Raw genomic sequence first — 11,092 nt, 5'->3', positions numbered from 1 at the left:
GGGCTAGGGTCGAGCCGTGAGCAGGATGGGTGACGTCGCGGCAGGCGGCGGGATGCGCGGAGGGGCGCGCGGCGGGAGGATCTCGAGCAGCGATCCGGACAGCCAGCGGGAGATCAACGCGGCGGCTCCGAAGGTCGACGACCTGCTCCGGCGCATCGCGGGACTCTTCCGCGACCACCGCCCCAAGCTCACGCTCACCGTGATCCTCGTTCTCGTCGGCGCCGCCCTCACGGTGGTGCCGCCGCTCCTCACCCAGCTGGCCTTCGACCGCGGGCTCTTCCCGCCCGGCGGACGCCCGAACCTCCCCGTGCTGCTCGAGCTGGTCGGCGTCATGGTGCTGGTCTGGGCGTTCTCGGCGATCCTCGGCGTCTGGCAGACCTACCTCACCGCGACCGTCGGCAACACGGTCATGGGGGAGCTGCGCATCCGCCTCTTCCGCCACCTGCAGGCGATGGAGCTCGGCTTCTTCACCCGCACCCGCACCGGCGTCATCCAGTCGCGCCTCGCCAACGACGTGGGCGGCGTGGCCAACGTGCTGACGAACACCGTCTCGAGCGTGCTCGGCAACACCGTCACCGTGATCGCGGCCGTCGTCGCGATGCTCCTGCTCTCGTGGCAGATGACGATCGTCGCCCTCGTCCTCACTCCGGTGCTCGTCGTGGCCCAGCGCCGCGTCGGCCAGGTGAGGGCGCGCATCGCGACGAAGACGCAGGAGTCGCTGTCCGAGATGACCGCGATCACCCAGGAGACCCTGAGCGTCTCGGGCATCCTCCTCGCCAAGAGCTTCGGCCGCCAGGAGTCGGAGGTGACGCGCTACGCCGACGAGAACGGCCGCCAGATCGAGCTCCAGGTGCGGCAGCAGATGTCCGGCCAGTGGTTCTTCGCGATGGTGCAGATCTTCCTCTCCGTCATCCCCGTGATCGTGTACCTCGTGGCCGCCTGGCTGATCCTCGGCGGCACCACCGTCACCGCCGGGACCGTCGTGGCCTTCACCACCGTGCAGGCGCGCCTGATGTGGCCGCTCCTGGGCCTGATGCGCGTCGCGCTCGACCTGCAGACGGCCGGAGCGCTGTTCGCCCGCATCTTCGAGTACCTGGACCTGCGCCCGGCGATCACGGATCGGGCGGATGCACGCGAGGTCTCGGGCGAGCTCGGCCGGGTCGAGCTCGACGACGTCGTGTTCCGCTACCCCGACCAGGCGGAGGACGCGCGCCCGACGCTCGACCACGTCTCGGTCGCGATCGAGCTGGGCCAGTTCGTCGCCTTCGTCGGTCCCTCCGGCGCGGGCAAGACCACCATCTCGTACCTCGTCCCGCGCCTCTACGACGTGGCCGGGGGAGCGGTGCGCTTCGCCGGCACCGACGTGCGCGAGCTGCGGCAGGAGTCGCTCGTCTCGCACATCGGCATCGTCAGCCAGGAGACCTACCTCTTCCACGCGACGATCGGCGACAACCTCCGCTACGCCCGCCCGGACGCGACGCAGGAGGAGCTGGAGGCGGCCGCCCGCGCCGCGAACATCCACGCGACGATCACGTCGTTCCCCGACGGCTACGACACACTGGTCGGCGAGCGCGGCTACCGGCTCTCCGGAGGCGAGAAGCAGCGGCTCGCGATCGCGCGCGTCCTGCTGAAAGACCCGGCGGTCCTCATCCTCGACGAGGCGACCAGCGCCCTCGACACCGTCTCGGAGCGGATCGTCCAGACCGCGCTCGACGACGCCGCCCGCGGCCGCACCACGATCGCGATCGCCCACCGGCTCTCGACCATCGTGTCGGCCGACGTCATCCACGTCGTCGAGGGCGGCCGGATCGTCGAGTCGGGCACCCACCGCGAGCTGCTCGGCCTCGGCGGTCTCTACGCCTCGCTCTACGCACAGCAGACGGAGTCGGCCCTCCAGGGCTGAGCCGCGGATCGGCGGCCGGACTTCGCGGGGCTACTCGCAGCCGACGCCGTCTGAGTCGCCGGGCCCCGTGCACGACGTCGGCGGAGAGCACGTGCCCCTACCGGTGGGGGAGGCGCACCAGTCTCAGCCGATGTCGTGCGCGCCGGAAGCGGTCACTCCGCCGGGCGGTCCTCGAGCATCTGCTCCATCAGCGAGATCTCGGCCTCCTGGGCCTTCACGACGGAGGAGGCGAAGTCGGTGGCGACCGTCACGCGGCTCCGGGCGAGCAGCGCCTCGGCCATGTCGATCGCGCCGCGGTGGTGGGCGATCATCAGCTCGAGGAACATCCGGTCGAAGTCGCGGCCCGTCGCGCTGCTGAGGGCCGTGATCTGGTCCGGTGTCGCGAGACCGGGCATGCTCGCCGGCACGACGCCGTCCTCGGTCCCCATCCCCATCGACGAGTGCTCGTCGGCGGCTCCGGCCAGGGTCGGCCGGCCCATCCAGGTCATCGAGGGCTCCGGAGCAGCCTGCGGCAGGCCCCACGAGTTCAGCCAGCCGAAGAGCTGCCCGGCCTGCTGCTGCTGGGTGAGCAGGATGTCCTTCGAGACAGTGAGGACCTCGTCGTCGGCGCTGCGCTCGCGGGCGATCATCGCCAGCTCGGCGCCCTGCAGGTGGTGCACCTGCATGTCGCGCGCGAAACCCGCTTCGGCGCTGGCGCTCGAGGGCGTCGCGGCGGAGGCGAACGGGGCGAGCGCGCCGAAGAGGTAGCCGCCGGCCGCCCCGAGGAGGAGCGCGACCACGGCGACCGCGGCGACGAGGATCCGGCCCCTACTGCTTGCCGGGCGCATCGATCCCTCCGGTGCAAGGGGCGCCGGGCTCCGGAGCGCTCGAGGACTGCCAGAATCGCTCGACGAAGGCATCGATGCGGGGGTCCTCGGGCGAGTCGATCGCGACCTGGGCGTCCCAGGCGCTCAGCACGATGGGCGACTCGAGGCCCTCGTAGGGCGAGACGACGGAGTAGGTGTCGGGCATCGCGGCGATCAGCGCGTCGACCTCGCTCTGCGGGAGCTCGGGGTCGTAGGTGGCCCAGACGGCGCCGTGCTCGAGGTCGTGCACCGCGTTCTCGTTCGGGACGGGCTCGTCGTAGACGCCGCAGTTCATCCACACGGCGTTGTGCGGGCCCCCCGCCGGCGGGGTCTGCGGGTAGTCGACGGCGCCGGCGACGTGGGTGGCGTCGTTGTCGAAGGTCTGCAGGCCGTCGATCTCGCGCGCCTCGACGATCTGCTGGTTCCCGAAGACGGTGACCGCGACGATCCCGCCGACCGCGAGGACGGCCAGGGCCGACAACGACCAGATCCAGATGCGGGAGCCGCGCTTGCGGCGGTCCTGCTCGCGCTTGTAGGCCTCGAGCTTCTCCTGTCGGGCGCGGTTCTTGGCGGACATCGTGTCTTTGGGCACGGCGGCGTCTCTCGTTCTGAGGGCGGAAGGCGCCTGTGGCGGGCGCAGGCGCCTGAGAGGCGCTCTCAGAGGATAACGAGCGAGGCTTCGGATCGGATCAATGCGCGGTCAGGGGGATCTCGATGCGCCCGCGGAGCGGGCCGCTCGATCAGCGGGAGAGGAAGCCGCGGAGGAGTGGGACGGTGCGCCGTGGCTCCGCTCAGGGGGCGAAGGTGAGCCAGAGCAGCAGGCCGTTCAGGACGATGAGGAAGACGGCGGCCAGGGCGGCGGCGAGGGTGGTGAACCAGCGGTTCGTCTGGTCGCCCATCAGGCGGCGGTCGCGGGTCAGGATCACGAGCGGCACGAGCGCGAAGGGGATGCCGAACGACAGGACCACCTGGCTGAGCACCAGCGCGCGCGTCGGGTCGAAGCCGATCGCGAGCACCAGGAGCGCCGGGATCAGCGTGACGAGACGACGGGCGACGAGTGGCACCCGCACCTGGAGCAGACCGTGCATGATCTCGGCTCCCGCGTACGCGCCGACCGAGGTCGAGGCGAGGCCGGAGGCGAGCAGGCCGACGGCGAACAGGGTCGCGACCACCGGTCCGAGCGCCGCCCCGATGGCCGCGTGGGCGCCCTCGAGGCTGTCGGTCCCGGCGACTCCCGCGAGGGAGTGCGCGGCGAGGAGCAGGATCGCGAGGTTCACGGTGCCGGCGATGGCGAGCGCGATCGTCACGTCGATCCGGGTGGCGACCAGGATCCTCCGGCGCGCGCCGACGCCCTCGACGTGGCCGAAGCGGTCGCGGGCGAGCGCGGAGTGGGCGTAGATCGCGTGGGGCATGACGGTCGCGCCGAGGATCGAGGCGGCGAGCAGCACCGACTCCGAGCCCTCGAAGCGCGGCACGAGACCGGCGACGGTCGCGCCCGCGTCCGGGGGATCGACGACCACGCCGACCGTGAAGCCGACGGCGATCAGCACCATCAGCGCCGTGATCACCCGCTCGAACGGCTGCGCCCCGCCCCGCGTCTGCACGAGCAGCAGCACCAGCGAGACCGCGCCGGTGACCACGCCGCCGGCCAGCAGCGGCAGTCCGAAGAGCAGGTTGAGCGCGATCGCGCCGCCGATCACCTCGGCCAGGTCGGTCGCCATCGCGACCGTCTCGGCCTGCAGCCAGTAGGCCCGGCGGCCCCAGCGGCCGCACAGGCGGTCGCCGAGCAGCTCGGGGAGGCTGCGGCCGGTCATCAGGCCGAGCTTCGCCGAGAGGTACTGGATGAGCCAGGCCATCAGGTTGCCGAGCACCACCACCCAGACCAGGAGGTAGCCGAACCGGGCGCCGGCCGTCATGTTGCTGGCGACGTTGCCCGGGTCGAGGTAGGCGACTCCGGCGACCAGCGCCGGGCCGAGCAGGCGGAGGAGGTGGATGTCGGCCGGACGCCGCGGCGGTGCGGCGATCGGTGAGGTCATTCGGGGTCCGTTCCGGGTCGACGGCGGCGCTCGCGGACCCCCACGATAGGGCACCGGCGCGACCGGCGGCACTCCCCTCCCGAGACCGCTCCCTGTGCCTCCGCCCACCCCCGTCACACGCCGGGAGCCGGTTGCTACGCTGGCGGGATGAGCCTGGATCGCGCCCTTCCCGCACGCCCGGAGACCGGGATGGCCTACGCCGATTCGGTCCTCGACCTCATCGGCGACACCCCGCTGGTGAAGCTGGGCCCGGTCGCGGCGGGCGTGCAGGCGACCGTGCTGGTCAAGGTCGAGTACCTGAACCCCGGCGGCTCGTCGAAGGACCGCATCGCGACCCGCATCATCGACGCAGCCGAGCGCGACGGGCTGCTGAAGCCCGGCGGCACCATCGTGGAGCCGACCAGCGGCAACACCGGCATCGGCCTCGCCCTCGTCGCGCAGCAGCGCGGCTACCGCTGCGTGTTCGTGCTGCCGGACAAGGTGGGGGAGGACAAGCGCAACGTCCTCACCGCCTACGGGGCCGAGATCGTCGTGACGCCGACGGCGGTCGCTCCGGAGGACCCCGCCTCCTACTACTCCGTCTCGGACCGCCTCGCCCGCGAGATCCCCGGCGCCTTCAAGCCCAACCAGTACGCGAACCTCAACGGACCGCTCAGCCACTACGAGACCACGGGCCCCGAGATCTGGCGCGACACCGCCGGCCGGCTCACCCACTTCGTCGCGGGAGTCGGCACGGGCGGCACCATCAGCGGCGTCGGCCGCTACCTCAAGGAGATGTCGGAGGGCCGCGTGCAGATCGTCGGCGCCGACCCCGAGGGCTCCGTCTACTCGGGCGGCGGCGGTCGCCCGTACCTGACCGAGGGCGTCGGCGAGGACTTCTGGCCGAGCGCGTACGACCCGAGCGTGGTCGACCGGATCATCGCCTCCAGCGACGCCGAGTCGTTCGCGATGACCCGCCGCCTCGCCCGCGAGGAGGGGCTGCTCGTCGGCGGATCGAGCGGGCTCGCCGTCTCCGTCGCGCTCAAGGCCGCCGCCGGTCTCGGGCCGGACGACGTCGTCGTCGTGCTCCTTCCGGACGGCGGGCGCGGCTACCTCGGCAAGATCTTCAACGACCGCTGGATGCGCTCCTACGGCTTCCTCGAGATGCGCGACGAGGGCACCGTCCGCGACGTGCTCCGCGCGCGGGCGGCGAGCGGGCAGGCCGACCTCCCGGCGCTCGTGCACGCGCACCCGACCGACACGATCCGCGACGCGATCGGCATCATGACCGAGTACGGCGTCTCGCAGCTCCCGGTGCTGACCGCCGAGCCGCCGGTCGTGATGGGCGAGGTCGTCGGAGCCGTCGACGAGCGCGAGCTGCTCGACCGCGTCTTCGCCGGATCCGCCTCGATGAACGACCCGCTCGGCGACTGCGTGGGCGACGCGCTCGCGCTGATCGGGCTCGGCGAGAGCATCACCGCCGCCCGCGCCGCGCTCACCGAGCACAGCGCCCTCCTCGTCACCGACGAGGGCAAGCCCGTCGCGGTGATCACCCGACAGGACCTTCTCACCTACGCCACGGCCTGACGGCCGCCGCCTCCGCACCTCCGACCCAGGGAGCCCGCACCATGCCCAAGAAGCAGCACTTCGACACCCGCGCCATCCACGCCGGCCAGGAGTTCGATCCGACCACCGGGGCGGTCGTGCCGCCCGTCTACATGACCTCCACGTTCGTCCAGGACGGCATCGGCGGTCTCCGGGGCGGCTACGAGTACGCCCGCTCGGCGAACCCGACGCGCGACTCGCTCCAGGAGCTCATCGCCTCGCTCGAGGGCGCGGACGTCGCCTACTCCTTCTCCTCCGGCCTCGCCGCCGAGGACACCCTGCTGCGCGCCGCCCTCGCGCCCGGCGACCACGTCGTCCTGGGCAACGACGCGTACGGCGGCAGCCACCGCCTGATCGACCGGGTGCACAGCGCCTGGGGCGTGCGCAACACGGCCGTCGACATGTCGAACCTCCGCGAGGTGCAGCGGGCGATCGTCCCCGGCGAGACGAAGATGCTCTGGGTCGAGACCCCGTCGAACCCGCTGATGACCATCAGCGACATCGCCGAGCTCGCCGACCTGGCCCACGCGCACGACCTGATCGTCGTCGTCGACAACACCTTCGCCTCGTCCGCGCTGCAGCAGCCGCTGGCACTCGGTGCCGACGTGGTCGTGCACTCGACCACGAAGTACCTCGGCGGCCATTCGGACGTCGTCGGCGGCGCGCTCGCCCTGCGCTCGGGGCCGCTGGCCGAGAAGATCGCGTTCCTGCAGTTCGCGGTCGGAGCGATCTCGGGCCCGATGGACGCATGGCTCACGGTCCGCGGCATCAAGACCCTCGGGGTGCGGATGGAGCGCCACTCCGTCAACGCGCAGGCGGTCGCCGAGTTCCTCGTCGAGCACCCGGCGGTGACGGCCGTGCACTACCCGGGCCTGCCCTCGCACCCCGGCCACGAGCTGGCGAAGCGCCAGATGTCGCGGTTCGGCGGGATGCTCTCGCTCGAGCTCGCGACGCCGCGCGCGGCCCGGAAGTTCGCCGAGTCGACCGAGCTGTTCCAGCTCGCGGAGTCGCTGGGCGGCGTCGAGTCGCTGATCGGCTACCCGAGTGAGATGACGCACGCGTCGGTGAAGGGCACGCCGCTGGAGGTCTCGGAGTCGCTGGTGCGCCTCTCGGTGGGCCTCGAGGACTCGTCGGACCTGATCGCGGACCTGTCGGCGGCGCTGCCGAAGAAGTAGAGGCGGGAACGCCGCCCCGCGGGGCGGCATCTCGATGGTGCGCCCGATCCGGCCCCTGCCAGGATCGGGCGCATGACCTCCTCGCGCCGCTTCGTCGATCTCAGCCACACCGTCGCGGACGGGCTGGTGACCTACCCGGGCCTGCCCGCTCCGCGCATCCGGTCGCACCTCACGCGTGAGGCGTCCCGCGCCTCCTATGCGCCCGGCACCGAGTTCGCGATGGACGTCATCGAGATGATCGGGAACACGGGCACCTACCTCGACAGCCCGTTCCACCGCTACGAGGGCGGAGCCGATCTCGCCGCTCTCCGCCTCGAGACGCTGGTCGATCTGCCTGCCGTCGTGGTCGACGCGACCGGAGCCACCGGACGGGGCATCAGTGCGGACGCGGTCGCGGGACTCGACGTCCGCGGCGCCGCCGTCCTCCTCCGCACCGGCTGGGACGCGCACTTCGCCACGCCCGGGTACGGCAGGGGCGCCCCCTTCCTCAGCGGCGCGGCGGCGGAGTCGCTCGTCGCCGCCGGCGCGGTGCTGGTCGGCATCGACTCGGTGAACATCGACGACACGGAGTCGGGCGGATCGCGGCCCGCGCACTCGGCCCTCCTCGCCGCGGGAGTGCACGTCGTCGAGCACCTCACCGGCCTCGGCGGGCTGCCGGCGACAGGGGCGCGCTTCACCGCCGTGCCGCCGAAGGTGCGGGGCTTCGGGACCTTCCCGGTGCGGGCCTTCGCGGTCGTCGACGAGCCCTGACCGGCGCAGGGCCCCCGGGCGCCTCCGGCTAACCTGGACCGATGCATCCCGCTCTCGCCGCCGTCGGCCGGCGCGTCCGGCCCCGCACGCGCCTCGCGGCGCTGGGCCGTCGTGTCCGCCCCCGCACGCGGCTGCGCTCCGCGGCCCGGGTCGTCCGCTCCGCCCCTCAGCGCCTCTCGAAGCGCCGCGCCGCCGTGATCGCCGCCCGGCCGATCGACCACCCCTCGCCCGCGCTCCGGCGCGAGCTGCTGCTGCTCGACCTGGCCAACCGCTTCTCCCGCCGCTCCGCGGTCGATCCGGCGGGCGAGGTCGTGGTGACGATGACCACGCACGGCGAGCGGCTGCAGCGGGTCCACGTGGCGCTCGAGTCGATCGCCCGCGGCGACGCCCGGCCCGCGCGCCTGGTGCTCTGGCTCGACGACCCGGCCCTGCACGCCGACCTGCCCGCGCCGCTGCGCCGCCTCCGCCGCCGCGGCGTCGAGATCCGCCTGGTCGACGGCTACCGCGTGCACACGAAGTACTACCCGCACCTGCTCTCGGGCCGGGCGGGGGAGCGCGACCTCGTCACCTCCGACGACGACATCGTGTACCCGCGCACCTGGCTGAGGGGTCTGCTCGACGCCCGCTCGCGCTACCCCCGCGAGACCGTGCTCTGCTACCGCGCCCACCGGGTGGGGATCGTCGACGGCGCCGTGGCTCCGTACACGAGCTGGACGCCGGTCGCCGACACGCGCGCGTCGACCGACGTCTTCGGCACCTCCGTCTCCGGGCAGCTGCTGCCCGCCGCGCTCCTCGGTGAGATCGCCGCGCACGGGGAGGCGTTCCGCGAGATCGCCCCGGACGCCGACGACATCTGGCTGCACGTGCGCGCGGTCGACGCCGGCTACCGGATCGCGCAGATCGAGCCCCGGGCCCAGCTGTTCCCGTTCGTGCCGCGGACGCAGCAGTCCGGGCTCTACCTCGTCAACTACTGGGACGGCGGCAATGACCGCCAGGCCCGCGCGGCCTACACGCCCGAGGTGACGGCGCGGATCGCGGCGGGCGCCTCCGCGAGAGGGGAGGTGGGGTGATGCGCCTGCTGTTCGTGAGCAACCTCTACCCGCCGCAGGTGCTCGGCGGATACGAGATGACCTGTGCGCGCGTCGCGGAGGCGATGGCGGTCCGCGGCCACACCGTGCGCGTGCTGACCACGCCGACCTACCTGCCGCCGGAGCCCTCGGGCGTCGAGGTGCACCGCACGCTGAGCCTGCGCACCTACTTCCCGCTGCCGCAGACGGGCGGCGAGATCGCTCAGCTGCTGCACCACGAGAGCGCCGTCTCGCGGTTCGAGAACACCCGCATCCTGCTCGAGGAGCTGCGCGACTTCGCGCCGACCCACGTGGTGGCCTTCAACCTGCTCGGGATCGGCGGCCTCGCGCTGATCGACCTGCTGCGGGCGGTGGAGGCCCCGTGGATGTGGAACCTCGGCGACCGCATCCCGAACGCCCTGGTCGACGGGCTGCCCGAGCGCGTGCTCCGCGTCTACGGCGCCCAGGCCCCCGACCACTTCGACCGCGGCGAGATCGTCGCGGTCAGCCGCTCCCTCGTCGACGCGATCGAGGCCGGCGGGCTGAGCCTGGGCGAGATCGAGGTGATCGGGCGCGGAGTGTCGGTTCCCCCCGACATCGCGGAGCCGCGGCGCTACCGCGAGGGCGGGACCACCCGGTTCACGTTCGCCGCGTCGCTCGGCGAGCACAAGGGCGTCGGGCTGGTGCTGGAGGCGGCGGCGTCTCTCGCGGAGGAGACCCGCGACTTCCGCGTGGACCTCTACGGCGACGGAGACGTGGACGGCTGGCGCGCCCGGGCGGACGAGGCGGGCCTGGCCGGCCTGGTCGAGTTCCACGGAGCGACGCCGCACGCCGAGGTGCTCGCCGCGCACGGCCGCGCCGACGCGTTCCTCTTCCCGACCTGGGCCGGAGAGGCGTTCGGCGTCGCGCCGGTCGAGGCGGCCGCGGCGGGCGCCGTGCCGATCGTGACGGCGGCCAGCGGAGTAGCGGAGTTCCTCATCGACGGCGTCGACTGCATCAAGATCACCCGCTCGGCCCCGGCGCTCCTCGAGGCGATGCGGGACGTGGCGAGCGGGGCCGTGGACCTCGAGGCGCTCGGTCGGCGGGGCCGGGCCGCGGCGCGCGGACCGCTCTCGTTCGAGCGCTCCGTCGAGCTGATCGAGGCCTCGCTCGAGCGCCGCTCCCGGCCTGGCCTCGCCGACCGCCTCGCCGACACCACCCTCGAGGCCGACATCATGGACAAGGATCTGCGGGCGATGGACGTGCTCCACCGCCGCTTCTCCGGACGGGACCACGACGATGACCACTGACCACGACTTCCTCCAGGACCCCGGCTCCGCGCCCACCCGGCTCGGCCGCGGCGGCGTCGTGCTCCGCGATGCCGTGCACCGGCTGGTCGCCCCCTGGTTCGAGCAGGCGCGGCTGCGCACGGAGGAGCTGCGCGCCGAGACGGCGGCGCTGCGCGACGAGGTGGCCGGGCTCCGCGGCGAGCTGAGCGCGGTGCAGGGCGACGTCTCCGTGCTGCGCGACGAGTCGGCGGGCCTCCGGGAGGCGCTGGACGAGCTCAGCGCGTCGGTCGCGGCCGACCGAGCCTCGTCCGAGGCGGCGGGTGCGGCGGCCGCCGAGCAGGCCGCCGACACCGCGGCGGCTCTCGACGAGCGCGTCCGCGGGGTCGAGCTCGAACTTCGGGCGGTCACCCGGCGCCTCGCGGAGGCGCTCGACCGCTGAGGCGGCGAGGCCCGGTCCTCGCGGC

General features: G+C 73.1%; 10 protein-coding genes. 7 read left to right on the top strand and 3 right to left on the bottom strand.

What is annotated here, in order from left to right; genetic code table 11:
• The first annotated feature begins 25 nt into the window (after nucleotides 1–25).
• Complete coding sequence (locus C5D66_RS10195) at nucleotides 26–1,903, top strand: ABC transporter ATP-binding protein (protein WP_104256360.1); 1,878 nt, start codon at nucleotides 26–28, stop codon at nucleotides 1,901–1,903.
• A gap of 152 nt (nucleotides 1,904–2,055) precedes the next feature.
• Here the strand turns inward: C5D66_RS10195 and C5D66_RS10190 are convergent, their stop codons facing one another.
• The 3 genes from C5D66_RS10190 to C5D66_RS10180 form a co-directional block, all read right to left on the bottom strand.
• Nucleotides 2,056–2,730, bottom strand: a complete 675-nt coding sequence (locus tag C5D66_RS10190) for a DUF305 domain-containing protein (RefSeq protein ID WP_104256359.1) — start codon at nucleotides 2,728–2,730, stop codon at nucleotides 2,056–2,058.
• On the bottom strand, nucleotides 2,711–3,340 hold the full coding sequence (locus C5D66_RS10185) for a DUF3105 domain-containing protein (RefSeq protein WP_244230507.1): 630 nt from the start codon (nucleotides 3,338–3,340) through the stop codon (nucleotides 2,711–2,713). The genes C5D66_RS10190 and C5D66_RS10185 overlap by 20 nt, the downstream gene beginning before the upstream one ends.
• A gap of 199 nt (nucleotides 3,341–3,539) precedes the next feature.
• The gene (locus tag C5D66_RS10180) at nucleotides 3,540–4,784 is read right to left on the bottom strand and encodes an Nramp family divalent metal transporter (protein WP_104256358.1); all 1,245 of its coding nucleotides are present in this window, start codon (nucleotides 4,782–4,784) and stop codon (nucleotides 3,540–3,542) included.
• A 189-nt stretch (nucleotides 4,785–4,973) separates the two neighbouring features.
• Here C5D66_RS10180 and C5D66_RS10175 point away from each other — a divergent pair, with 189 nt between their 5' ends.
• The 6 genes from C5D66_RS10175 (at nucleotide 4,974) to C5D66_RS10150 (ending at nucleotide 11,067) form a co-directional block, all read left to right on the top strand.
• Nucleotides 4,974–6,350: a cystathionine beta-synthase gene (locus C5D66_RS10175; RefSeq protein WP_104256357.1), complete on the top strand. Its 1,377-nt coding sequence runs from the start codon at nucleotides 4,974–4,976 to the stop codon at nucleotides 6,348–6,350.
• Between the two features lie 41 nt (nucleotides 6,351–6,391).
• Nucleotides 6,392–7,543 (top strand): cystathionine gamma-synthase, encoded by a 1,152-nt coding sequence (locus tag C5D66_RS10170; RefSeq protein WP_104224345.1) that lies wholly within the window; start codon nucleotides 6,392–6,394, stop codon nucleotides 7,541–7,543.
• Nucleotides 7,544–7,615: 72 nt separating this feature from the next.
• On the top strand, nucleotides 7,616–8,293 hold the full coding sequence (locus C5D66_RS10165) for a cyclase family protein (protein ID WP_104256356.1): 678 nt from the start codon (nucleotides 7,616–7,618) through the stop codon (nucleotides 8,291–8,293).
• Between the two features lie 41 nt (nucleotides 8,294–8,334).
• A complete protein-coding gene (locus C5D66_RS10160; protein ID WP_104256355.1) occupies nucleotides 8,335–9,363 on the top strand; it encodes a glycosyltransferase in 1,029 nt (342 codons plus the stop codon).
• Nucleotides 9,363–10,649, top strand: a complete 1,287-nt coding sequence (locus C5D66_RS10155; RefSeq protein WP_104256354.1) for a glycosyltransferase — start codon at nucleotides 9,363–9,365, stop codon at nucleotides 10,647–10,649. Before C5D66_RS10160 ends, C5D66_RS10155 begins: the two co-directional genes overlap by 1 nt.
• Nucleotides 10,639–11,067 (top strand): hypothetical protein, encoded by a 429-nt coding sequence (locus C5D66_RS10150; RefSeq protein WP_104256353.1) that lies wholly within the window; start codon nucleotides 10,639–10,641, stop codon nucleotides 11,065–11,067. The genes C5D66_RS10155 and C5D66_RS10150 overlap by 11 nt, the downstream gene beginning before the upstream one ends.
• Nucleotides 11,068–11,092 lie beyond the last annotated feature (25 nt).

The sequence above is a fragment of the Rathayibacter sp. AY1B4 genome, from assembly GCF_002932815.1.
In the GTDB taxonomy this organism is placed as follows: Bacteria; Actinomycetota; Actinomycetes; order Actinomycetales; family Microbacteriaceae; genus Rathayibacter.
Note: the sequence above shows the minus strand (reverse complement) of the source record. Positions and strands in the feature narration are given on the sequence as shown.

Bases quoted from the DNA above. Each gene is read 5' to 3' on its own strand.
- C5D66_RS10195 (WP_104256360.1), top strand. From the start codon at position 26: ATGGGTGACGTCGCGGCAGGCGGCGGGATGCGCGGAGGGGCGCGCGGC.
- C5D66_RS10190 (WP_104256359.1), bottom strand. From the start codon at position 2,730: ATGCGCCCGGCAAGCAGTAGGGGCCGGATCCTCGTCGCCGCGGTCGCC.
- C5D66_RS10180 (WP_104256358.1), bottom strand. From the start codon at position 4,784: ATGACCTCACCGATCGCCGCACCGCCGCGGCGTCCGGCCGACATCCAC.
- C5D66_RS10175 (WP_104256357.1), top strand. From the start codon at position 4,974: ATGGCCTACGCCGATTCGGTCCTCGACCTCATCGGCGACACCCCGCTG.
- C5D66_RS10170 (WP_104224345.1), top strand. From the start codon at position 6,392: ATGCCCAAGAAGCAGCACTTCGACACCCGCGCCATCCACGCCGGCCAG.
- C5D66_RS10165 (WP_104256356.1), top strand. From the start codon at position 7,616: ATGACCTCCTCGCGCCGCTTCGTCGATCTCAGCCACACCGTCGCGGAC.
- C5D66_RS10160 (WP_104256355.1), top strand. From the start codon at position 8,335: ATGCATCCCGCTCTCGCCGCCGTCGGCCGGCGCGTCCGGCCCCGCACG.
- C5D66_RS10155 (WP_104256354.1), top strand. From the start codon at position 9,363: ATGCGCCTGCTGTTCGTGAGCAACCTCTACCCGCCGCAGGTGCTCGGC.
- C5D66_RS10150 (WP_104256353.1), top strand. From the start codon at position 10,639: ATGACCACTGACCACGACTTCCTCCAGGACCCCGGCTCCGCGCCCACC.